Here is a 24,123-nt window from a genome sequence, read left to right as displayed (position 1 = left end):
GTTATCCAATTGTCTTATCAATATTGAAGCGGAATTCCTGGTCCAGCTTATCCTGGATGAGCTCCAGTAGCTGATTGCCGTGGTGTTCCCTTTTAAGGTCAAACTGGGTATCCTGAATAGTATCCGCGTTAATCACGCGGTGCGGGGTTGGGAAAGGCAGGCGTTCAGCGGTGCGTACCAGATCATGAGCCTGTTTCACGCTTTGAGGTGCGGCAATAACATAAAATTCCTGGTATTCGGATGCCCCCTCCTGCCACCACTGTACACCGGTTTCCGGTTTGAAATAAACACGTACAGCTTGCCCGGTAAAGTGCAAGCAAGCCCCAATTAGTCTGTCTTGTGCATTTTGAGGCTCGGGCTTTTGGCCATTGCTCCAGTTGTGCTCTGTTGAAATAACGGTAGTTTTAGGTTCCGTGCCCCGGAGCCAGACCGCCTCTGTGGCAGCCAACTCAAAAGGCAAGTCCCTGATTAGCGCCTCATAGAACCGGATTACCCGTTCAGGGGGCTCACCTATAATATAAAGCGGGCATTCATTATTGTCCGGGTTCAGGATTTCAAAAAGATTAAGTTTTTCCTGTTGCAGCTGTTGCTCCACCTGATCGAGGGTGTCTACCCACTCGGGCTGATAGGGCTGTACATCGAGGCAGGACAAGGCTAACTGCAACTCCAGTTGCTCCGTATGTTGCAGCAAGGCCTCGAAACGTGCCTTTTGATCGGTAAGAATGCCGTAGCGTTCTGCATTTTCCTTTTGTTCCCAAAACTGCTTGCCTTTGCGGCGGCGGGAGGCGGTCAGCAGGTCCAGTTCGGAAAGCATGTGCACATAGGAACTGCCTTCCATCAGTTTTTCTACCGACCGGCGCAGATTGCTCGCATGGTCAGCGTAGGCGATTTTAGTATATTCTTCCAATAACAGGTCGAGCCCCAAGGGGTCTGATTTGGTCGTCAGGTGAGGTTGGCCATCTTTCAGGTCTACCACGATTTCAACCTGATCGTCAACATCCTGTTGGTTCAGGGCATAGGCCAGGGGCAGGATGAGCTCATGGCGGAGCGTTCGCTGCAGGTGGCGGGCACCGTATTGTTTGTCGTAGCCGCGGGTAGCGAGGTGTTCCAAAAAGGGCTCGGTCAGCACAAAGTTCATTTTGCGGAAGCGGATGCCCTCGCGGCGCTTGAGCTGTTCAATTTCGCGGTCCAGCACATAGCGGATGGTCAGGTTGTCCAGCGGGGCAAAGGGGATAATCTGGTCGATCCGGTTGAAAAGCTCGGGGCGGAAATATTTCTGCACTGCATTAAGAAAGTGATCTTCCACGCTCTTGATGGTCTGCTCTTTTTGCCATCCTATGGGGTTGAGCTGTAGGCTGCCAGCTCCCACATTGGAGGTCATGATGATGATGGTGCTGCAGAAGTTGACCAGCCGGCCCTGACTGTCGGTCAGCCGCCCTTCAGAAAGCATTTGCAAAAGCAAGTCAAAAAAGACCGGATGTGCCTTCTCAATCTCGTCAAACAGCAGCACTCCAAAGGGCGCTTTCCGGATCGCCGAAGTCAACAGGCCCTCAGAAAAATAGCTTTGGCCTATGAGCCGCTGTACGGAATAGGGCGTTGAGAACTCACTCATGTCAAAACGGGTCATCCGCTCCGCTCTTCCAAACATGAATTCTGCAAGCTGCTTGGCCAGCTCAGTCTTGCCCACACCGGTAGGACCTACAAATAACATAGAGGCGATTGGCTTCCCGGTCCGGGCCAGGGCGGTTTTGACGGTAGAGAGAATGCCCACAATCCGGCCAACAGCCTCTTCCTGCCCGAAAACACGGCTATTGAAGTGCTTGAGCAGGGCTTCCGGGTCCATTGGCAGGTCCGGGTCGATCATAAACCGCGGCATGCCAGTCTCCTCGCTGAACTGGGCAATGATTTCGGAACGGTGTATGGCTACCGAATCGGTTGGGGCGCCAGGTAGAGACTTTCCCCTCCGGTTGAGGAGGAGGTTCTCCAAAAAGCGGACAGGGCGTCCCGGCATCCCATCGTAGGGCGTAAACCGCCGGCTAAGCCGCACCGTCTCCTGAATGGCATAAGGGTCAATACTAATGCGTTGCCCTCTGGCCAGGTCGTTAGCCTTTCGCTCAATGATTTGCTCCAGCTCCCCGGACTCAGGTTCCGTGATAGCTATGCGCTGAAAGACGTTGAGGTAGGAGGGGCTTTTGATTTCAATGCGGGCGAGCTCTTCATCCGTGCATTCGGAGATTAGCGTGACCTCTCCCCGGCTAAGGTAGGGCAGAAGGTAGTCTGCGATACTTACCGTATTGCCTTCATATTTACCGACCTCGAACAGGTCCATCAGGTTGCGCACAAAGAGGAGGTCGGGCTGACCGGAAAGCTCCCGGCAAAGCAAGGATAGGTTTTCCTGCCAGCCAGTGTCTTTCATCAATTCTTTGATGAGGGTGGAAGCCGTTGTCTCCCAAATTTTGCCGGGCAGCTTAAATTCGGATTGCCGGCGGGCAAGCTCCCAGACCAGTGCGGTTTTGCCAGTTCCGGTTGGGCCCACGAGCAAAGTATTGCGGTGAAAGTTGCCGGTAAGGATTTGCGCCAGCTGCCCGAGTTCCTTCTCCCTGCCATAACTGGCGGGCGTGTCTATCTTAAGTTCCGTAGCTGCTTTGGGCAATAGCCGGTCCTGCTGCTCATTGCCCATCTGCTCCAGTTCCTTCGGGCTGGGCACCTGAAGCGTAATCGGGTACTGCTTAAGCTCGATGAGGTCAAACCAGATCGCGCTCACGATGTTTTGCACGGCCTGCAGGCGGCGATGGCGGGCAAAGTCAAGTTGAATGGCCTCAATGACCTTTTTCTCCAGCTCTTCAGGGACGGCCGAATAAGCCTCTAAATCCAAAGCTGGCACAATAGCCCATATCCCTTCACCGGGTTGCAATTGATTGAAATAGTAGGTGAACTCAAGTTCAAAGGCCGGATAAGTGAACTGATCCCTGGAAGCTGGAAAGCTCACCTTGACTTTAGCGGGGATAAAATGCCCTTGCTGGTATTCGTTGAGCAGTTCGCTGATCTGCCCCTGATTGAGCACTTTGTTTTGCAGTGCCTCCGCATATTGCCCGGCAAGAATGGGGAGTTTTTCCCGAATGCGGAGCACTTCGCGGTCGTTGAGCGGGGCGAGCAGGCTGCCGCCGGTCAGCAGGTGGAGCCGAAAAGCGTAAAACGGGATGGTAAGTTCGAAAGCCATGCAGGCAATTGGGTTGATTGAATAGGGCCTGACCATTCCGGGCTCAGCAGTAGCCCAATAATTGGTAAGCCTTAAAACTAGTGCTTTTTTCCGGTTCTGAAAAGCTAAGCTATGATCTGCCCTTCTTCAATGCCACCATAAATGGCCGCAAGCCCATGCTGATGCCGGTATCCGCTACAGAAGGCAAGCAAAGCGTCTACCTGATGCCAGTTGGCTGGAAGTGCTGCTAGTTGATAATCCGGCAGATGGGCAAGGACTATTTCGGTAGCTTCCTGCAGGTAAGTTTTGTCCTTTTTGTACCGCTTACGGTCTAAGGCCATGATTTTAGAAAGCTGCCCCGGGTAGACCTCAAGGGTAGCGCATTCCAAGACTTTTAGTTCCCGGCTTAGACGCATGGCGCGTGCGGTAAGCCCACCGAGGAACATAGGCGACATGGCCTGCACCTCTTTATCGGCAGCCCGGTAGAAAAAATCTTCGTATACATCCGGGGTGTGGTAAACGCCGGGCAGGCTGAGAGGAGCGTCCAGGTATAGCGCGTCGGGGCGGTGCGCTTCCACCCAGCTTTTGGCCCACTTGTCAGCATCTTTTTTGGCGGCGCTCTGTGCCAGCCGGATCGCCCGGCCTTCAGCCCATGCAATGACTGTTGTGCCTGCCATTTTGCTTCCGTAATCTACACCTGCCCATTTCATTTAGTGCCCGATTATGTTAGAAAATTGGTGCGCCAGGTCTTCTGCAACAGCCTCCTGTCCGGTCTCTTGTGTATAGACGACGCTAGCCTGCTGATAGAAAGGGCGGCGCTCCCGCAGTTTCTGGCTGATGTATGCCCGCAGGCCCTCATCGGTCAGGGAACGGATGAGCGGCCGGTGGTCCCGCCCGCTTTTCAGGCGCTGAAGTAATACCTCCGGCGCAGTATCGAGGTAAACGGTCAGCCCGTTAGCGTTCATCCATTCCATATTTTGGTGAAAGCATGGGGTGCCGCCACCGGTGGCAATCACCGCAGGCGGTTCCTGGACCATTTGCCGGAGGGCTTGCGCCTCAGCCTGCCGGAAGTGCCCTTCTCCCTGCTGCTCAAAGATTTCGCGTATGGAAAGCGCCTCCTCCTGCTCAATCCAATCATCGAGATCAATGAACCGGCGGTTGAGTAATTGTGCCAGTTGCTGGCCGGTATAGGATTTGCCCGAACCCATAAATCCGATAAGGTAAATCTGCATGCCTGAGGGTACGTATTTGTAGGGGACAAAACAAATCCTTTCCCGGATTAGTTGATAATTTGGTTAAGGATTCATGGAGTTCATTACCTTTGTGCTGAAAAATTGAAATGCTATGATGAAATCACTGCCAGTCTTTTTGTTCGCATCCCTGTTCCTGATTGCCGCTTGCAGCAACGACAGCCAACAGCCGGAAAGTAGTTCAGAAAAAAACCTACAAGAGATTAAAAAGGATGGCGCCATCAGTAATGCGGATATTATTCGCAACCCGGTATCTTTAGATACGCCCATCGATACGGTCAATGTGGCTAAAATGAGTTTTGAGGAGCAAAACTACGAATTCGGTGAAGTGATGGAAGGGGAAATGGTTGAGCACACCTTCAAGTTTAAGAACACAGGCAAAGCACCCCTTGTCATTCAGGGCGCCCGTTCCACCTGTGGGTGCACGGTGCCGGAATGGCCGAAAGATCCGATACCAGTAGGAGAGGAGGGCGAGATTTTTGTCCGCTTTGACACCAAAAACAAACGGGCCCGTCAGGTAAAACCTGTTATCATCACAGCAAACTCCTATCCGGCAACAACTAAAGTCTACCTGCGCGGCTTCGTAAAGGAAGAAGGCGCTGAACAATAAAAACAAACGAAATTCATCTTAAACATGACTCAAAACGCTATCTTACTGCTACAAGCGGGCAATGCAGGCATGATGAACCTGGTGTTCATCGGTGCGATGATCGTAATTTTTTACCTGTTTCTGATCCGCCCGCAGCAGAAACGGCAAAAAGAACAAAAATCATTTAACGAAGGGCTACAGAAAGGGGACGAAGTGGTTACCGCAAGCGGCATTATTGGTCGTATCAATAAGCTGAGTGAAACGGAAGCTACCCTGGAAGTCTCCAACAAAACCTTCATCCGGGTGACGCGCAGTGCGATTTCCAAAGAGATGACGGAGTCCTTCGTATCAGAAGGCGATGATCAAGATAAATAAGCAAATATTTAAGTTTCAACTGAAAGAAGACCGGGCTATCCTGCTTGCTTGTATCGGGATAGCCTTTGTCTTTTGGTTGCTGATCAAGCTCTCTCAAACGTACCGCGCACAAAAAGAGGTTTATTTCAATATTGAACTGCCTAAAGGGGCTTCGCTCTCCGCCCTGCCACCGGACAACCTGGTAGTTGACCTCGAGGGCACCGGATGGGACCTGCTCTTTGACCATTTTTACAGCAGTGAGCTGGGGCTGACCTACAACATGGATGGCATCAGCCGGTTGAACTTGTCCCGCGGGCAATTGCGCAGCGATATTCAGGCACAGCTGTATTCTGACGATATTAAGGTACTGGAAATTAATTACGATCAGCTGAACCTCCGGGCAGAAGAACAGGCCAGCCGCCGGGTGCCTATTGTACCTGTCACCGTCCTGAGTTTTGCTCCTGACCATCAGCTGAAAGCTCCGGTTGCCCTGTCTCCGGACTCCGTAACCCTTATTGGCCCGCAGTCCATTGTCAGTCAGTTTGAATCCTGGCCCTCGGATTCCATAGTGTTCAATAACCTCAAGCAAAGCCTGCTGACTACCGTACGCTTAAAAAAGCCACCTCCGGAACTCGCCCTGTCTCCGGAACAAACCGAGGCTCAAATAGAAGTTGAATCCTTCACGGAAAAATCCGTCTACGTCCCCTTAGTCGTCAAGAACGCACCCGATAGCATCCGGATTTTTCCGGAAAAGGTGACCGTAACTTCCAGGTTAGGACTGAGTCAATACGACCGGATGACTTATAAAGACTTTTCGGCAGAAGTAGACCTGGAAGGGGTGGCCCTCAATTCTTCCGGCACAACTGCTCCAATACTTATTACCCGCCAGCCGGATTACATCCAATCCATGTTTTTCACGCCAAAATCCGCCCGCTTTTTTTTCATAGAAGCAACGGACTCCACTACAGTGAAGCCTCAACAGACCAATCAATAAGAGATAGTCCGTTTTGTTCCTTAATGGTTCTCAGTAAATTAGAGTGGGAAATGCTTGATTCAGGGCATAAAAAAACCCGCTGCTATTTTGAAGGAAGGTGCAGCGGGCTCACTAACGCGCTCTCTCTGTATACTCAAATATACAGCCTTTTTGCACTATTTGTTTAATGATGACCAAATTTTTTTTAAAAATTGTTGTTAAGGCCCAATAAATGAACGGTCTTGAAGCAGTATAAAAAACGCTGCCCCGCACATCCTTTCCGGAGACGGGGCAGCCCACACTATGAGAACACCCATTAAATTGTTCGCTCCTAATACGATGGCTTGAGGGGATTTGTTATATCATAAGGTGTTAGCGTTTTTAACGTCCGTTAACTGAATTTCCTAATGCCCTGATAAGCGCTGGGTTGCACGTTAAAATGCATGAAAAAGAACGGCGTTAATACCTTGTTAAAGGATCAAAAAGAACGGCGGGCCTCCGCTAACGGATGAACGGTTCTAGTCAAAAATCGTATTTTTGGCATTATGATCAAGCAAAAGACCATAGATGAAATTATGGAAACCGCCCGGGTGGAGGATGTGGTCGAAGACTTCGTCAACCTGAAGCGGCGGGGCGTTAATTTGATCGGATTGTGCCCTTTTCACAATGAGAAAACACCTTCCTTCACCGTATCGCCTTCCAAGGGGATTTACAAATGCTTTGGCTGTGGAGAAGGGGGCGATGCCCTGAAGTTTGTCATGGAGCATGAGCAGCTTTCTTATCCTGAGGGGCTGCGCTACCTGGCAAGCAAATATGGGATAGAAATAGAAGAAACCGAAGTCAGCGACGAGGCCCGTGCCGAGCGGCAGCATCAGGAGAGCCTGTTTTTGGTCAATGAGTTTGCCAAGCAATTTTACCAGCAACAGATGTTTGAAACCGACCGGGGCAAAAGTGTGGCCCTAAGCTATTTCAAACGACGAGGCTTTCGGGAAGAGGTCATCAAAAAGTTTGGGCTGGGGTATGCCCCTGCCGGCAAGGACACTTTCACGCTGACGGCCGTCCAAAAAGGGTATAACGCAGATTTGCTGAAGCAGCTGGGCCTGACTTCACAGTACGGGCGCGATTTTTTCCGGGACCGGGTGATGTTTCCCATTCACAACCTCTCCGGAAAGGTTATAGGGTTCGGTGGGCGTATCCTTGTGAAGGATGTTAAAGCCCCGAAGTACGTCAATACGCCGGAGACGGAAGTCTACAACAAAAGTAAAGTCCTTTACGGTGCGTTCCATGCCAAGCAGGCCATCCGCAAGCTTGATGAGTGCATTCTGGTGGAAGGTTACACAGATGTCATCTCCCTGCATCAGGCAGATGTGAAAAATGTCGTGGCTTCTTCCGGCACCTCGCTTACTGTGGGGCAAATCGGTCTAATCAAACGGTATACGGAGAATATCAAAATCCTCTACGATGGGGATAAAGCCGGCGTTAAGGCTGCCCTACGGGGGCTGGGGCTGGTTTTGGAACAGGGTTTGAATGTCAAAATCGTACTCCTGCCGGATGGTGAAGACCCTGATTCCTATGTGCAGTCTGTAGGCACGGATGCTTTTCGGAACTACGTTGATCAGGAAGCCAAGGACTTCATCATGTTTCAGGCGGGGTTGCTGCAGGAAGAAGCTGCGGGCGACCCGGTAAAGCAGTCCAAACTCATACAGGAAATCGTCGAGAGCATTTCCAAGATTCCCGACCCCATCAAGCGCTCCTTGTACATCAGGGAGTGTGCCAACCTAATGGGGGTAGACGAACAGCTCTTGGTCAACGAAGCTAATAAAGCTGTGGAGGCAAGGCTGCGGAAACAAGAGCAGGAACGTCAGCGAGAGGCTCGTCAGCGGGAACGTGCCCGCCGGCTAGAGCAGGAAGCACCACCGGCATCTTCCCCGAAAAAGCTGTCTCAGGGACCGCCTCCGCCTGGTGCCGGAGACGAGCCGCCTTTTCCTTCTGAAGAGCCGGGAGGGATTACGGACCTTCCGTTCGAAGAGTTGCCGCCGGAAGAAATGCCCGCTCCGGCCCGGGAAAAACCCGTTGGCGATGGTTTTCAGGAGCGGGACCTCGTCCGTATCCTGGTCACCGGAGGTGATGCTCAGTTCGATCAGGAAGATGGTATAACAGTTGCGGAGTACCTTATTGCCAATGTGGAAGATGTGCTCGATGAGTTCGACAACAGTCTGTATCAGCGGGTCTTCCAAATTGCTATGGAAGCCCTGGCGGAGGGCAAGGCCGTTAGGCCCAAGCTCTTCCTTCACCATATTGAGGATGATGTGCAGCAGCTTGCCGTGGACCTGTCTGCTTCTCCTTATGAGTACAGCGAAAACTGGGCAAATAAGTGGGAGATTTTCCTGAATACCCAGAAAATGCCTGATGAGAATTTTGCCAAAGACAGCCTTTCTGCCATGAAACGGTTCCGGCTTCGCAAACTCAACCGCATGATCATGCAGAACGCAGAGCAGCTCAGAGCGGTAATGGAAAATGGGGAAGGGGACTACATGGCCCACCTGAAACTGGACCAAAAGCTGAAACAGCTGCGCAATGAACTGGCCAAAGAGTTGGGTACCGTAGTGTTTTAAACAGGTAAAAAAATACCGCAGTCCGGTGAGGACTGCGGTAATGGTACCTGTTTAAGGTTGTTATTTCGCTTACTTATTCTGATCGATGCAATTCAGGTCTTCAAACGCCTGCTTCAGGCGAATCTTGAAGCTTTCCTCAGCCGCGCGCAGCCATTTACGGGGATCGTAGAACTTCTTGTTCGGTACATCGTCCCCGTCCGGGTTGCCAATCTGCGCCTGCAGGTAGTCGTGGTGCTTCTTGTCGTAGTTGCGGATGCCGTCCCAGAAAGCCCACTGCAAATCCGTATCGATATTCATCTTGATGGCTCCGTACTCGATCGCTTCGCGGATTTCCTCGCGGGAAGAACCGGAACCGCCGTGGAAGACAAAGTTGATGGGGTTATCGCTTGTGCCAAATTTCTCCTTCACATACTCCTGCGAGTTCTTTAGGATGATTGGCTTCAGCTCTACGTTGCCGGGTTTGTAAACGCCGTGCACGTTACCGAAAGCAGCAGCAATGGTAAAGCGCTCACTGATCTTATTTAGCGTTTCGTAGGCAAAGGCAACTTCTTCCGGCTGCGTATAGAGTCGGGAGCTGTCTACATCCGTGTTGTCCACGCCGTCTTCTTCTCCGCCGGTTACGCCAAGCTCAATTTCCAGCGTCATACCGATTTTGCTCATACGCTCGTGGTACTTGGCGCAAATCTCAACGTTCTCTTCGAGGCTCTCTTCAGAGAGATCGAGCATGTGAGAACTGTAGAGCGGATAGCCACGGTCTTTGTAGAATTTCTCCCCGGCTTCCACTAGCCCGTCGATCCAGGGCAGGAGTTTTTTCGCGCAGTGGTCGGTGTGCAGAATGACCGTCACGCCATAAGCCTGTGCCATCGTATGCACATGCATGGCGCCGGAGATGCCCCCAAGGATGGCAGCGCGCTCCCCTTCATTAGAAAGCCCTTTGCCGGCTACAAAGCTGGCACCACCATTGGAGAATTGAATGATAACCGGGGAGTTGACCTCCCGTGCAGTTTCGAGGACTGCATTGATGGAGTTGGTGCCTACCACGTTGACGGCAGGCAGTGCGAAATTGTTTTCGTTTGCATAGTTTAGCAATTCGGTAACCTCGTCACCGTGAAGGACACCCGGGCGAAAGCGGGTTGCGGTTGCAGTTGACATATTATTGGGTTCGGTTTTGAAAAATTAATGGCTATATCACCGAGGCGGTAATATAGCCATTTTCTATGTTTTGGGCGAGTATCGCCCCCCTTTTGGAGCGGGAATTGATTTAAGAGCTTAATTTGGATTTTACACTTCGGGCTGCTCTTGCCAAATTTTGTCCTGCTCTTCGTTGTTCTATCGGTCACGTCCGTACGGATGTTCCCTCATCGCGCCTTGATCAGAATAAAATTTGGCTGCGTTCGCTCCAAAAGCAAAATCCCAACAAGCCCTAAATCACCCCTTCTTCGGTCAAATAGCGCTCTGCATCAAGGGCTGCCATGCATCCGGTGCCCGCCGCGGTCACGGCCTGACGGTATACATTATCCTGCGCATCACCGCTGGCAAAGACGCCTTTAATGTTGGTCTTGGTGGTCTTGCCCTTAGTCACGATGTAACCCGTATCATCCATATCCAGCCAGTCTTTGAAAATGTCTGTATTGGGCTTGTGGCCAATGGCTACGAAGAAGCCTTTGATCGGGATGACGGAAGTTTCCTTCGTTTGGTTATTAATCACGCGTACGCCTTCCACTTCCTCTTCTCCAAGGATTTCCTCAGTTTCTGTATTCCAGTGGATTTCGATATTTTCGGTATTCATCACCCGTTCCTGCATGATTTTGGAAGCCCGCAGCTCGTCCCGGCGCACCAGCATGTGCACTTTTGGGCTGAGCTTGGAAAGGTATAAGGCTTCTTCGGCAGCAGTATCTCCACCCCCGACGATGGCGGTTTCCATTCCGCGGAAGAAGAACCCGTCGCATACGGCGCAGGCAGATACACCTTTATTGGTCAGCCGCTTTTCAGACTCCAGTCCCAGCCATTTGGCGCTGGCTCCTGTGGAGATGATAATGCTGTTGGCGTGGATTTCCTGGCCGGATTCTGTCCAGGCTTTGTGCACCGGGCCGGTAAGGTCTACCTTGCTGATCAGTTCATAACGGACATCCGTACCGAAACGCTCCGCCTGCTTGCGGAAGTCCTCCATCATTTGTGGGCCCATGATGCCTTCCGGATAGCCCGGGTAGTTTTCCACGTCAGTGGTAATCATGAGCTGGCCGCCTGGCTCAGAGCCAGTATACAGTACGGGAGACATGTTGGCACGTGCAGCATAAACGGCAGCGGTATAACCCGCGGGGCCAGAGCCAATGATGAGGCATTTTACTTGTTGGATATCTTCTGCCATCGTGGTTTTTCTTTGTAGTTTTTTTATAATCCGGGCAAAAATAAAAAGTTTGAGCAAAGCGGTCTGTAATTACCGTCACAGTTTGTCGCCCGAACTGAAATCTTCAGGAAAGGAAACGCCGCAAACCCGCTTCAGGTTGAGTCGGTTTGATCTCCCTTTTGTCAAAGCCTAAATTGGCTTATCCAGGCGGGAAAAAAATGGCATCTTTGCGGGGTACAATAACTATAGCATGCTGGAATCATCTCTGGAAAAACGGCTGATGGCCTGGGCAGCGGGGCTCATGCTGGTAAGCTTGTTCATTAATATTGGGGTACAGCCTGTCTACCTGGAAGAGCCCCGCCGGGCCCTGATTGCCATGGAGATGCAGGAAAACGGCAACTACATCGTTCCGCGACAGCTGGGTGAGTTTTACTACAAAAAACCACCGATTTTCAACTGGCTGATCATCGGGAGTGCTGCGCTATTTGGGGAGTACAGCCGCTGGGCGCTGCGACTGCCAACGATCTTGTCACTCATCGCCACGCTGCTGCTGCTGTACCGGATCGGTCGGCAACATGTCCATTCCGGCTTTGGGCAGCTTTGGGCGTTATCCTATGTCTTTTGCGGCGCCATCTATTTTTACTTCTCCATGCTAGGGGAAATCGACATTTTCTACAGCCTGATTACCCTGGGCAGCATGCTGGCGTTCTTCCATTATGAGCAAAAAGCGCGCTGGAGCCTGATGTTCACCTTGAGCTACGGGCTTGCTGCCATAGGAGTGTTGACCAAAGGGCTACCCTCTATCCCTTTTCTGGGCTTAACCGTATTATCCTGGCTGATTTATCAAAAGCGCTGGCGGCTGCTCTTTTCCTGGCAGCATCTGCTGGGGATTACGGTTTTTGCAGGCATTGCCGGAGGTTATCTTGCCCTTTACCATCAGTACAACAGCCTGGGCAATTACCTGGCAGACCTCTTTTCCGAATCTGTGGGGCGCACTGCCGTTCAAAACAGCTTGGGGAGGACACTGGAGCACTTGCTTATCTTCCCACTCGATACGCTAAAAGACACCCTGCCCATGAGCTTGCTACTGGTGCTCTTCGCCACGCACCGAGGGATATGGCGACAAATCAGGGCTAAGCCTTTGCTGGCTTTTTCGGTTGTGGTTTTCCTGTCTAACTTCGTGGTCTACTGGCTGGCTCCTGGCGCTAAGCAACGCTATATTTACATGCTTTACCCCTTGCTGTTGTCCGTGGGCGTCTACGCCTGGCAGGAGCGGGGCGTACTGGCCCGGTGGCGGGAACGCACTTTTCGGGTGATCGTAGGCGTGTTGCTGGTAGCCTTGTCACTTGGCGCGGTTACCTTGAATTTTCTCCCCGCATTTGACTTTCTGCCCGGGCGGGCCTGGATAACCGGACTCGGCGCGCTTGTATTTGCCGGCCTGGCCATTCTGCATTTCAGAAAACCGGAATTGGCGCTCAACTGGCTCCTGTTTGGACTGATCGCCGGGCGTTTGCTATTTGCATTGACCATTCTTCCGCAGCGGGCGCACGACAGCGCGGGGCAGTTCAATACAGACCTGGCTCATCAAATACAAGCCATTGCCGGTGATGAGCCCCTGCATATGTACCAGGATGGGCGTATTTCCTATACCGTGATTTATGAGCTCAACCGCCTGCGTGGCCAAACGGTGCATTTTAATGATGAACTGAAACCGGGCAGTTTTATGATGGTGCCGGAGGGCGAATTCCCGGCTTATGAGCCCCTCCTGGAAATCCCCTTTCATGACGGGGATTTTGTACTAATTCAGGTAGAGTAGGGTAGTGGTTTGATAATCAAAAGCTTAGCCAACGGCTTTTTCGCTCTTAGTTGTAGCCTTTGATCCGGTAGGCAAGTATGCCCACCCATTCCTTAATGATTAGCTCCCAAAGGTAGAGTGTCCGCGCATTGGGCAGCACCAGTTGTTCGGGCGAAGGTGCCCATTCCTCCGTAAGGTAATCTACGGCAAAAGGTGTCACCTCCAGTCCTGCCTGTTCAAAGCAGGCGTGGGCTCGGGGCATATGCCAGGCGGAGGTGAGCAGCAAAAAGGGGCCTTGCAGTTGCTGTTCTTCAATCAATGCTTTGGAGAAGACCGCATTTTCATACGTATTTCGGCTTTGGTCCTCCACGAGGATATCCCTGCGGGGCACGCCCAGGGTTTCTAAGAATTCGACCACTTCGCTGGCTTCCGGTGGGTTTCTTTTGGTAATGGAGCCCTGCCCGCCGGTGAGCAAAAGCTTCCGGACTTTCCCTTTTTTGTAGAGCTCCAGCGCATTGGCAAAGCGGTTGGCGCGTTCATTAAGGTTATGCCGGTCATGGGCAGGGCGGATGTTGAGGTTGGAATAGCCCCCGAGCAGGATGCCTACGGCGTAGGGCTTTTCAATTTTGTCGGCCGTTAACGTTTCCGGCTCCCAGGCGCTGATCACTATATTGAAAATGAACCCGTTGGAAAACAACAGCAACAGCACCAGCGCAAACATCACATACCGGCGTTTCCGCTTGGGCTTGGCAGAGAACCAGCTCAAAAAGAGCAGTCCGGCTACCCAAGTGATGGGTTTGAGGAGAAATACCAGGACTTTGGACAGGATAAAAAACATGATTTAGAAGTTTGGCATCCGTGGGCCTTCCATAAAGCGCTCCCAAAACATAGTGAGCAACTCCGGTTGGGTCAGCGCTGCCAAAAGGATCATAAATGTAATCCCGTAGACCGCGCCCCAAAGGTGGGCATCGTGCGCAATAAGGTCCTCGCCATGCTTCGACATGTAGGAGGAATACCACAGGTAGCCTATCGCCAGAATGACACCCGGCACCGGTGGAAAAATAAACCAGTTCCAGGGGTCGAACAGGATATAAGCCATTACCAGTGCCGAAGTCGCACCTGAGGCACCGACTGCCGAGTAACCGTGGTTGTCCTGATGTTTGAAATAGGAGGGAATGTCTGAGACTACAATCGCCGAAAGGTAGAAAACCAGAAAAACGATGCGCCCAATAGCCGGCGAAAAGAGCCATTGTGTGAAAATCTGCTCCAGAATATCCCCAAACAGGTAAAGCACATACATATTGATGGCCAGGTGGCCCCAGCTTGCATGAATAAACCCGGTGGTGAGAAAGCGGGATATCTGTCCAAATTCCTTAATGGAAGCCGGATGAAAGGCAGACTTGTAAAACAGCTCCCGGTTGTTGAACGCCTGATAGGAAATCAGGGCGGTTATACCAATCAGGATAATCGTCAGGCTAATGCTCATAGTCGTGGTTTCTAGTCGTTATGATAAGGCTCATTGTTGAGGATGGTCATGGCGCGGTAGATTTGCTCTGCCATAAACAACCGGATCATCTGATGAGAAAACGTCATATCCGAAAGCGAAATTTTGTGGTCGGCTCTTTCATAGAGGGCTGGTGAAAAACCAAAGGCGCCTCCAATAAGGAAAATGATACGCCGGTGGCTGAGCTGCAACTTGTGGTTGATGAATTCCGCAAAGGCGGTTGAGGTCATGCGTTTGCCGCGCTCGTCCAGCAACACAAGGTAATCGCCTGCCTGTAAGGCTTTAAGTACGGTTTCACCTTCCTTGTCCTTCAGCTGTACCGGGCTTAGCTTGCCCGCTTTTTTAACGTCCGGCAAGATGTTGAACTCAAACTTCAGATAGTGCTTCAGCCGTTTGGCATATACCTCAATACCGGTTTCGAGGTAGCGTTCGTTGGTTTTTCCAATCGCCCACAGTTCTACTTTCATGTCGGGAAATTAGGAATTATTCTTCAAATGCGGATAATTCGGCAGTAAGGGTGTGGCGTTCGGGGTATTGCACGCGCAGTTCCTCTGCCAGTTCTGACACAAACTTTTGTGCGCCGAGGGATTGGAGATGCTGCAGGGCAAGGGCGATGCGCCGGGCCGTTTTGGGGCCCACGTAATGTCGGGCATACTCGTGGAGGAGTTGCCGGTACAGCTGCCGTACTCGTTCCGGAAAAAGGGGGAGGAGCGTTTCATCTATTTCGCTAAGCAAGTCGAGGGATTGCACTTCCTCCGCATAAGCCATCAGGATCGGCCACTGTTCTTCAGCAAGCAGTAAGCCGGCAAGAGTGTTGCGCAGCTCAGCGCTATAGGGGCGCTGCCGGAGCTGAGTGAGGGTGTTCTCAAAGAGGGCTGGTTGTTCCGGCTTTGGTGTGGCTTCCCGGGCTTTTTTGTAAAACCGCAGGTCGAGCTTACGGAAAAACTGCAAAAGCGCGTAGGTTTTTGTGCTGTTGGCATCTGCTTCTGCCTCGGAAATCTTCAGCAGCAATGCTTCCAGCCGGTCCTGATACACTTCCGGCATGTCCAGCCGCAGCCCGATCTGCGCCAGTGCTTTTTCCCGTGGCCGGTTGCCTTGCCGCTGTGCCTGTTTTATAGCGTAATCGAGGATGTCCGGGGACGTGAGGTGGGCTTCTATCAGTTGACGGGCTTCTTCCGCTCTGTCCAGCTTTTCCAGCACGGCAATTTGCAAGAGGATGTAATCAGCCCCGGTCCCGTCTTTTTCTTCTTCCTGACCGACCCGATCTTCCAGCGTTTCAAGCAGGGCTTCCAACTGGTAAGGCTCCTGTGCAGTGCTGAGCATCAGCTTGAAAAAGTAGCCATCGAGGCGGTTGCTCTGGTAAGTACGCTTGGGGTATTCACGCTGGCTATCAGCCCACAGCCTTCGGAGCAATTGGGGTGCAGGGGACCGGTCAACCAGCTCAAAGAGGTAGTCAAATGCCCCCACCAGCTGTACCCTGACTTGTTCCCGTTTCCGCTGTACTTTGGACAGCACGGGGCTGATTTTTTCAATAATGCTCAGTGCGATGTCCGCTACTTCGACTAAATTGCCGGCGTCCAGATGCTGTTCCATTTGTTGATGCAGTTCATCGAGCACTCTGCTAAGCCGTTGGGCACCCCGCATTGTAATCTGCCGGTCGGACTTGCGTACTGCGTTAATGGTGGTATCCAGCAGCTGTAAGTATTTGTCTTTACTGTTGAGATTGGAAACGGAGGAGGCAAAGCGTGCTTTCAGAGCAATGGAAAAATTACGGTGGGTACGGGCATATTCCCGCACAAAGTCAATCAGTTCTCCAGGGTCGACCTGATCGAGGACTACGCCGGTGGTCAGGCGGCGGGGGGTGTTGGTGGCTTTTTTCTTTTGCTCACGTTTTTCCTTTTGGCGCTGTTGCTGCTGTCGTACCTGAAGTAAAGTGCCGACCAAGTGCCCGCAAATGCCGGATGCCTTAAAGGCGTCACACTCACAGGTGCCTGCGGTGACTTTTTGACCGGAGAGTTGGACTTCCACCTCGAAGCCTTCGGACTGCGCGATCCAAAGCTGTTTTTCCAGTTCGTGAAGCGCTTCTACTGCACCACCTTCCAGCAAGGCTTCTCCTTCCAGGAGCGCTGACTCTGGCACTTCATTTTCAAGATGGCGCAGCAAGAAATTCATATCCGTGGGCTCGCTTCGTGTTGGGCATTGGTTTGCCAATGAATAAAAGTGTATTCATTATAATGAGCACAAACGGATATAGTTCGTAGGAACTACTTATTGCAGCTGAATTTTGTACCAGGAACGGACCTGCTGCCTGCGGTTGAGGAGCCCCGGTGCTGCGGCTGCATCTTTTTGCTCATACTTGAGCGTCAAACGGTTGTTTCTGCTCCGGGTGAGGGTGACCTGCTTAGGAAAGCCATCGGAGCTGCTTTCAAAAACGGCGGTATTGGGCGTAGCGTACTGCAGGGCAAAACGGACTTGCTGGTCCTTGCGGAAATCCGTCGAAAAGTAGAGCGTTTCACCGTCCTGAAAAATACGGATGTGCTCGGTTGCTTCGCCTTGCGTCATCTGCCCTTCGATAGCATGATCGCCAATTTTCTTCCATTGTATAGCCGGGTGAGCTTTGGAATCCTGTGGCTGCCATTCTCCTTCTATCCAGTCGAAGCGGTTGAGGGATTCGAGTGCGGTGGAGGCCGACCGGTTTTTGGCCAGTATGAGCTTGCGGTCAGCCGGGCCTTCGTTGATTGGGCGTTGCCGTTGCTGTTCGGCCCGCTGCGCATACAGGGTCTGCCGCAGTTCTTCAGCGGCTTCTACATCATCAGCTTGCAGTTGTTCGGAAGCCAGGGGCTGTGGGCCCTTGTTGAGCAACCGGGTGGGCTTTTCTCCAACCGCAATGGAAATCAGAATTGCGACCACCGCCAAAAGCAGTACGGCTGCTGCCATCGAAATCGTACGAAGCGTAGACAGGCGGTTGCGGCTGCGGTGCCCGTCGAGGCGTCGTTCCAGTTTGTCCCAGGCCCGCGGCGATGGAGCGGAATCAAACAGGTGCTGATTGTCCTGAAATATGGAAAAGAGATCTTTTTTATTGGCCATGGTATGGCGTATTTTTTACAGGGTTAATGTAACGTTGAGCATGATTTACCGTTTCCTTCTATACAGGCAAATCATGAAAACCGGGCAGTTCATTTATTGAATTTTTGAAGCCCGGGGTAGCCAAAATCTTCAAGCATATCCTGCATTTTCTTTTTGGCCAGTATAAGCTGTGACTTCGAAGTATTGATGCTGATGCCCAGCATGTCAGCAATTTCCCGGTGCTTGTAGCCTTCCAGTACGTACAGGTTAAATACCGTGCGGTAGCCCGTGGGCAGCTTGCTAAGCAGCCCCAGGATGTCTTCTGCTGCCATCCGGTTGATGACGTTGGTCGTGGTCGGCTGGTCCACTTCGCTGATTTCCAGTGTTAGGCGGAAATTATGGCGCTTGCGCAAAAACATAAGCGACTCGTTCACCACGATCCGCCGGATCCAGCCCTCAAAACTGCCGCTGCCTTTGTATTGGTGCAGGTTGGTCAGGACTTTGTAGAAGGCTTCCACCAAGACATCCTCTGCATCTTCCGGAGACTTGACATAGCGCTTGCAAACCCCGTACATCACCGGTGAATAGCGGTCGTACAGCACCTTCTGCGCGCGCCGGTCTTTTTGCAGACAGGCTTCGATCAAGTCTTCCTCCGTCACAAATTGGTATTTTCGATTCACAACTTTCATCACATTAGAGCAGATGCAAAAGATAGGTTTTTTGGTGTACAGCCTTACTATTTTTCGGACAATAGCTTCCAATTTGCCTCCTTTTGCTTCGGCAGCCGGGAATTCTGCCTTATCTTTTTGCACTTAAATCAGTCCTTGTCATGATGTGGAACCCGTTGCTTCGTTTTGGTGTACTGTTGTCCTTCCTGCTGTTGTGCCTGCCCAACGTTTTGCAGGCCACGCATATCGTAGGGGGAGAAATGAATTACACCTGTCTTGGCAATGATGAATACGAAATCACCCTGACCATTTTCCGGGATTGCTATAACGGCAACCCCAATGCCTGGTTTGATAACCCGGCTTCAATAGGCGTTTTTAATGAGGACAATGTGCTGTTGCAAGAGATCCTGCTCCCGCTGATGAACAACGATACCCTCAACCCGGTGCTGACGAGCGAATGCCTGGTCGTCCCGCCGGATGTCTGCGTCCACACTACGACTTACCGCACTATTGTGACGTTGCCGCCCATTCCCGGAGGGTATCAGCTGGCGTACCAAAGGTGCTGCCGGAACGAAACCATTGTCAATATTGTCGACCCGCTCGACACCGGGGCAACCTATGGCGTGACGATTTCCGAAGCGGCTTTGGAGGCCTGCAACAGCAATCCTAAATTTAAGGAATGGCCGCCCATCTATATTTGCGTCAATGAGCCCATCGTCTTCGACCAGTCCGCCATTGATCAGGATGGAGATTCTATTGTTTACCGGCTTTGTACGCCCCTGACTGGTGCCACGCCCGATATTCCCCAGCCTCAGCCCCCCAATAATCCGCCCTACGATGAGATACAGTGGATCGATCCGCCCTACAACGTCGATAATATGCTCAACGGCTCGCCCGGCGGAGCGCCATTAAGTATCAACTCCGAAACCGGCTTGCTAACCGGTTTTCCGGTCACTCAGGGGCAGTTCGTGGTGGGCATTTGCGTGGAAGAGTACCGGGATGGTATTCTGATTTCCACCACCCGCCGGGATTTTCAATACAATATTGGGCTCTGTGGAGAAGCCGATGCCGCCTTTGCAGCCCCCGAGGTGCAATGTGGCAGCCTCACTGTCAACTTTGATAATCAGAGCAATGGCTCCAGCAATTACCTGTGGCTGTTTAATGACCCTGGTAACCCTGGGGCGTCTTCTGCGATGACGGACCCCGTGTACACCTTCTCAGATACCGGGCAGTATACGGTCATGCTCATCGTTGCGCCCGGTGAAGTATGCGAGGATACCGCTTTTCAAGAGATTCACCTGAAGCCCAATACCTTGGTGCCTGATTTTGAATTGTCAATCGACGGTTGCAGTGATGTGGCGGCCTTGCAGGTACAAGACAATAGTGAGGACACCTTGCACGATATCGCTTCCTGGAACTGGACGGTAACCCCGGGCGGGCTTACGAGTGAGGCCCCTTCGCCCGTTTTCACGATTGAAGAAGCCGGAACTTACACCGTTGCCCTTACGCTGACTTCCACTGAAGGCTGTACGGACACCCTCAGCCAAACGATAGATGTGAAGCTGCTGAGCAATGCCCTGACGGCTTTACAGTTTAGTCAGTGCCCTGGAGACAGTACTGCGCTGAATCCTGATTTCAACGCGGCTTACACCTATTCCTGGGGCAGCCATCCAGATATCGAAGATCCCAGCCTGCCTAATCCAGTCGTTCAGCCTTTGGAAACCACCGCTTATTCGGTAACGGTCTCAGATGTAGCAGGCAACTGTAGTTTAGAAACGGAAGTCCTGGTGGAAGTAGCCCCTGCCCTGAACCCCAGTCTTCCTCCGGACACCACCATTTGCGTTCCGGACTTCACCTTGCAGGCCAGCGATCCGAATGCGGTCTTCTACAACTGGTATGCAGATGCAGCGCTGACTGAACCGATTGGGGAAGGGGACACGCTGCAGGTCAGCCCAATGGGCTCAGCAGTGTATTATGTTCTGGTTAGGGATGCGCTCGGTTGTACTGCCGTAGATTCCGTAACGGTAACCGGGAATGCCATAAACGTCATTACCACCAGTCAGGGCGGGATTTGCCCGGGTGCGCTTGGGGCAGCGGCGGTCATCAATCAAGACCTTACGGATACACTCACTTATCTTTGGGCGCCCGATTCCCTTCTTGTTTTTGGCAATGACAATCCGACTGTTTTTATTTCTCCTCCTGCACCGGGCGGTTACGGGCTAACGGTCAGCCTGGAGAATCAATTTGGATGTACGCTGGTGGATAGTGTGCAGCTGATTCAGATTGACACTTTTCCTCAGGATAGTTTTCAGGTGGTGCAGCAGTGCAGCGGGTTTACGGTGCAGTTCAGCAGTACGAGTGTCAATGCACCGTTTTATGACTGGTATTTTGGTGACCCAGACAATCCCGGTGCCGTGGGGCAGGGGAGTGCCGTAAGCTATACTTACCCTGGGCCAGGTACTTACGAAGTCATGACTATACTGGATAATTTTAGTGCTTGCCCGGACACTATAATTCAGCAGGTCGAGGTGACCGCACCACAAATTACGCCTGGTTTTACATATGACATCACTGCTTGCACAGATTCCGTAACGGTGCAATTTTCGGATGCCTCTGTCAATACACAAAGCGACATTATCGACTGGGGTTGGGACTTCGGTAACGGTGCGACAGGTGCCGGAGCTAATCCGGAACTCACGTTCACCGCCTCTGGTATCTACGAGGTGCAGTTGGTTGTTACCTCCAGTGATGGCTGCGTGGATGAAATCATTCAACCGGTTGCCATAAATATTCCAGAACCCATGCTCCCTGATACTTTACAAGGGTGCCCGGGCCTAGCTTTAAACCTCAATCCTAATCCACTCCCAGGGTATACCTACACCTGGTCGCCGGCAGCCGGATTGAGTGATGAGAACAGCCCCAACCCTACTGCTACCCTGGATGCCCCTCAAACTTATTCCGTGGTCATGGAGGAAACCGGTGGCAACTGTGTTTTTGAGCGGGAGATCATGGTGGAAGTGGCCCCGCCGATAAATTATACCCTGAGCAATGACACCCTGATTTGTGAGGGGAGCCTGACCCTGTCTGCATTTAGCGCACAAGCTGCAAGTTACGCCTGGTCGGACGAAGCGGACTTCAGTGTAGAGCTGAGCGACAACCCCAGTTTTACCATTAACCCTTCCGGGCTGCGGACCTTTTACGTTGCCATCAAGGATAGCCTGGGTTGTTTTGTGCAGGACAGCGTGCAGGTGGAGGGGAGCAACATTCTGGTGTTTACCGATGCGACTGTAGGCATTTGCGAAGGTGATACCGCCACACTTGAAGTCATCGAGCTGGCACCGGACCAGAACTTGTTCTATGAGTGGCTGCCCGATGAAAATATTCTGAACGGGCAGGGCACTTCTGCCGTGACGGTTGATGCAGGAGCGGGAAGCAATTTTGAAGTATGGGTTACCAATGAACTCGGTTGTGTGAAAACACTCTCCATAGCTGTTTCCGTAACCTCCACAGTGCCTCCACTGGACGTATCGGCTACTCCCGATACTATATTCGAACCTCAGTTGGTTCAATTGCTGGCCACACAGGACCCCGATTACACTTACGAATGGCTGCCTCCGAACGGGCTGAGCAATCCGGGGGTATTCAATCCGCAGGTCTTTGTGGACACCTCAAGGGCCTTCACCGTTCGGGTCACGGATGGCAATGGTTGCTCGAATGAGGAGGTGGTACAAATCTTCTGGCTTTCGGAATGCCTGACGCCCTATATTTTTGTGCCCAATGCCTTTACACCAGACGGGGACGGGCTGAATGACCGCCTTCAGGTGAAGGGAGGCACTATTGACGAGCTCTACTTCGTCATCTATGACCGCTGGGGAGAGCAGGTTTACGAAACATCTGACCCACAGCATGACGGTTGGGACGGCACCTTCCGAAACCGGGAACTTCCGGCTGATGTCTATGGGTATTACCTGGAAGTAAGGTGTTTTAACCAGGAATCTTACCAAACCAAAGGAAATATTACCTTATTGCGATAATTTTTTTTCACCCGGCCTGGATTCCAGTGCCAAACAAAACACAATAGCAGCATGAAACAATGGATGTTGGGGACAGTAATTTTTTTGCTCTCGGTCCCTGTATTCGGACAGTACAAATTTACAGTTGAGAAAGAGCTGAAATGCACTGATGTGAAAAACCAGCAACGCACCGGTACCTGCTGGAGTTTCTCTACCATTTCCTTTATTGAAGCAGAGCTGATGCGCCTGGGAGAGGACAGCTATGACCTTTCTGAAATGTATATAGTCCGCAATATTTACAAGGATAAAGCCCGCAACTATGTCCTGCGGCAGGGCAAAGCTAACTTCAGTCAGGGCAGCCTGAACCACGATGTGATGCGTGCCCTGGAAATGGCCGGCGCAGTACCGGAGTCTGTCTATTCCGGTTTAAAGGAGGGCGACCGCTACCATGATCATAGTGAAATGGAAGCCGCGCTGAAAGGTTTTTTGGACGGTGTCTTGGAAAGCAAGCGCCCCAGTGAAAAGTGGCCCGGCGCGTTTGAAGCCATCATCGATCAGTATATGGGCGCTGTGCCGGAGTCGTTCTCTTATAAAGGCAAGACTCACACACCAGAATCCTTCAAAAAAGCCCTGCCTATCAATCCGGATGACTATGTATCGCTGACGTCCTTTGCGCACCACCCTTTCTACGAGACTTTCATTCTCGAGATTCCTGATAATTATTCCAACGGCAGCTACTTCAATGTGCCGCTCGATGAACTACAGGCGATTACAGAATATGCACTCAGCAATGGGTACACCGTAGCCTGGGATGGAGATGTCAGCGAGAAAGGCTTCAGCGCTGGAGATGGCCTGGCTATACTACCTGAGAACCAGAACGATGACGACCAATTCAAAAGCCCTGTGGATGAGATTAAGGTAACGCAAGAAAACCGGCAGAAAGCTTTCGAAAACTTCTCGACAACCGATGACCATCTCATGCACCTCACTGGCTTAGCTAAAGATCAGAAGGGGCAGACTTACTACATCACCAAAAACAGCTGGGGCGAAATCAGTGATTATGAAGGCTTCCTATACATGTCAGCTCCTTACTTTCGTATGAAAACGGTGGGCTTGATGGTGCACAAGGATGCTATTCCAACAGATATTGCGAGCAAGCTGAATTTATAACCCAATGTGACCACCATGTGCCCGCGTGTACTTCACCCGGGGGCATCAGCAATAACAAACGGTCGCCAACAAAAAAGCGCCAGACGACGTATCGTTTGGCGCTTTTTTGATTCCTGTAGGTTAGCTTACCGGATCAGGGTCACATCCCCCTGGAAGGTGCCCAGCTCAAATCCGTTCGGACGGGCAATCCGAATGAGGTAGAAGTAGACCTCGGTAGGTTGCTCCTTTCCATTGGCGTTGCCGTCCCATCCATCGTCCGGCGTTTCATTGTCGTAGACCAGTTGGCCCCAGCGGTTGTAGACCTTGAATTCCAGCACCTCCAGGTCCTCGATATTGGCCTGTGCTACGAAATTGAAGAAGTCGTTTGCGCCATCCCGGTTAGGGGTAAAGGTATTGGGCACAGCAACGATAATTTCCATAAAATTCCCTTGCACGGTGGCGAAATAGGAACAGCCATCGGGCGTGGTGATTTCCACCTGGAAAGTATGTAGCCCGCTAGGGAAGATTTGCGTCTGAATGGTATCGAGCCCAAGCCCGCTGGCCAGTGGCGTAGCCGTAGTGGAATCCTGGTAAAGTACGG

19 protein-coding genes are annotated in these 24,123 nt (G+C 51.8%); 7 read left to right on the top strand and 12 right to left on the bottom strand.

Features of this window, described 5'->3' with window-relative positions:
* Window position 1: 1 nt before the first annotated feature.
* The 3 genes from MRY86_RS06755 to MRY86_RS06745 form a co-directional block, all read right to left on the bottom strand.
* Complete coding sequence (locus tag MRY86_RS06755) at window positions 2-3,220, bottom strand: AAA family ATPase (protein WP_293570496.1); 3,219 nt, start codon at window positions 3,218-3,220, stop codon at window positions 2-4.
* 104 nt (window positions 3,221-3,324) lie between these two features.
* A complete protein-coding gene (locus MRY86_RS06750) occupies window positions 3,325-3,909 on the bottom strand; it encodes a DUF429 domain-containing protein (protein WP_293570495.1) in 585 nt (194 codons plus the stop codon).
* Complete coding sequence (locus MRY86_RS06745; RefSeq protein WP_293570494.1) at window positions 3,910-4,431, bottom strand: shikimate kinase; 522 nt, start codon at window positions 4,429-4,431, stop codon at window positions 3,910-3,912.
* 112 nt (window positions 4,432-4,543) lie between these two features.
* On the opposite strand from MRY86_RS06745, the gene MRY86_RS06740 reads away from it, so the two are divergent.
* The 4 genes from MRY86_RS06740 (at window position 4,544) to dnaG (ending at window position 8,980) form a co-directional block, all read left to right on the top strand.
* Complete coding sequence (locus MRY86_RS06740) at window positions 4,544-5,059, top strand: DUF1573 domain-containing protein (RefSeq protein ID WP_293570493.1); 516 nt, start codon at window positions 4,544-4,546, stop codon at window positions 5,057-5,059.
* Between the two features lie 24 nt (window positions 5,060-5,083).
* A complete protein-coding gene (gene yajC, locus MRY86_RS06735) occupies window positions 5,084-5,413 on the top strand; it encodes a preprotein translocase subunit YajC (RefSeq protein ID WP_293570492.1) in 330 nt (109 codons plus the stop codon).
* Window positions 5,397-6,386: a YbbR-like domain-containing protein gene (locus tag MRY86_RS06730; RefSeq protein WP_293570491.1), complete on the top strand. Its 990-nt coding sequence runs from the start codon at window positions 5,397-5,399 to the stop codon at window positions 6,384-6,386. The genes yajC and MRY86_RS06730 overlap by 17 nt, the downstream gene beginning before the upstream one ends.
* A gap of 524 nt (window positions 6,387-6,910) precedes the next feature.
* A complete protein-coding gene (gene dnaG, locus MRY86_RS06725; protein WP_293571119.1) occupies window positions 6,911-8,980 on the top strand; it encodes a DNA primase in 2,070 nt (689 codons plus the stop codon).
* A 69-nt stretch (window positions 8,981-9,049) separates the two neighbouring features.
* Here the strand turns inward: dnaG and fbaA are convergent, their stop codons facing one another.
* Window positions 9,050-10,132: a class II fructose-bisphosphate aldolase gene (fbaA, locus tag MRY86_RS06720; RefSeq protein ID WP_293566797.1), complete on the bottom strand. Its 1,083-nt coding sequence runs from the start codon at window positions 10,130-10,132 to the stop codon at window positions 9,050-9,052.
* Between the two features lie 271 nt (window positions 10,133-10,403).
* On the bottom strand, window positions 10,404-11,348 hold the full coding sequence (gene trxB, locus MRY86_RS06715; protein ID WP_293566796.1) for a thioredoxin-disulfide reductase: 945 nt from the start codon (window positions 11,346-11,348) through the stop codon (window positions 10,404-10,406).
* A 229-nt stretch (window positions 11,349-11,577) separates the two neighbouring features.
* Here trxB and MRY86_RS06710 point away from each other — a divergent pair, with 229 nt between their 5' ends.
* The gene (locus tag MRY86_RS06710) at window positions 11,578-13,143 is read left to right on the top strand and encodes a glycosyltransferase family 39 protein (RefSeq protein WP_293566795.1); all 1,566 of its coding nucleotides are present in this window, start codon (window positions 11,578-11,580) and stop codon (window positions 13,141-13,143) included.
* Between the two features lie 46 nt (window positions 13,144-13,189).
* Here MRY86_RS06710 and MRY86_RS06705 read toward each other — a convergent pair whose 3' ends face one another.
* The 6 genes from MRY86_RS06705 to MRY86_RS06680 form a co-directional block, all read right to left on the bottom strand.
* The gene (locus MRY86_RS06705) at window positions 13,190-13,960 is read right to left on the bottom strand and encodes a YdcF family protein (RefSeq protein ID WP_293566794.1); all 771 of its coding nucleotides are present in this window, start codon (window positions 13,958-13,960) and stop codon (window positions 13,190-13,192) included.
* Window positions 13,961-13,963: 3 nt separating this feature from the next.
* The gene (locus tag MRY86_RS06700; protein WP_293566793.1) at window positions 13,964-14,608 is read right to left on the bottom strand and encodes a rhomboid family intramembrane serine protease; all 645 of its coding nucleotides are present in this window, start codon (window positions 14,606-14,608) and stop codon (window positions 13,964-13,966) included.
* Window positions 14,609-14,619: 11 nt separating this feature from the next.
* Entirely contained in the window at window positions 14,620-15,093 is a 474-nt protein-coding gene (gene rlmH / locus MRY86_RS06695) for a 23S rRNA (pseudouridine(1915)-N(3))-methyltransferase RlmH (RefSeq protein WP_293566792.1), read from the bottom strand.
* A gap of 16 nt (window positions 15,094-15,109) precedes the next feature.
* The gene (locus MRY86_RS06690; RefSeq protein WP_293566791.1) at window positions 15,110-16,798 is read right to left on the bottom strand and encodes a hypothetical protein; all 1,689 of its coding nucleotides are present in this window, start codon (window positions 16,796-16,798) and stop codon (window positions 15,110-15,112) included.
* 96 nt (window positions 16,799-16,894) lie between these two features.
* Window positions 16,895-17,713, bottom strand: coding sequence for a DUF6265 family protein (locus tag MRY86_RS06685; protein ID WP_293566790.1), 819 nt, complete (start codon window positions 17,711-17,713; stop codon window positions 16,895-16,897).
* A gap of 89 nt (window positions 17,714-17,802) precedes the next feature.
* Window positions 17,803-18,504 carry an RNA polymerase sigma factor gene (locus tag MRY86_RS06680; RefSeq protein ID WP_293566789.1) on the bottom strand — a complete coding sequence of 234 codons (702 nt, stop codon included), beginning with the start codon at window positions 18,502-18,504 and terminating at the stop codon, window positions 17,803-17,805.
* A 17-nt stretch (window positions 18,505-18,521) separates the two neighbouring features.
* Here MRY86_RS06680 and MRY86_RS06675 point away from each other — a divergent pair, with 17 nt between their 5' ends.
* Together MRY86_RS06675 and MRY86_RS06670 are read left to right on the top strand one after the other, a co-directional pair.
* The gene (locus tag MRY86_RS06675) at window positions 18,522-22,394 is read left to right on the top strand and encodes a PKD domain-containing protein (protein WP_293571117.1); all 3,873 of its coding nucleotides are present in this window, start codon (window positions 18,522-18,524) and stop codon (window positions 22,392-22,394) included.
* 51 nt (window positions 22,395-22,445) lie between these two features.
* Complete coding sequence (locus MRY86_RS06670) at window positions 22,446-23,543, top strand: C1 family peptidase (RefSeq protein WP_293562702.1); 1,098 nt, start codon at window positions 22,446-22,448, stop codon at window positions 23,541-23,543.
* A 125-nt stretch (window positions 23,544-23,668) separates the two neighbouring features.
* On the opposite strand, the gene MRY86_RS06665 is transcribed toward MRY86_RS06670, so the two are convergent.
* On the bottom strand, window positions 23,669-24,123 hold a 455-nt coding region (locus tag MRY86_RS06665; protein WP_293562703.1), incomplete at its 5' end, for a gliding motility-associated C-terminal domain-containing protein.

It is taken from the genome of Phaeodactylibacter sp. (genome assembly GCF_022763345.1).
In the GTDB taxonomy this organism is placed as follows: domain Bacteria; phylum Bacteroidota; class Bacteroidia; order Chitinophagales; family Saprospiraceae; genus Phaeodactylibacter.
This window is presented reverse-complemented; position numbering and strand designations above follow the sequence as displayed.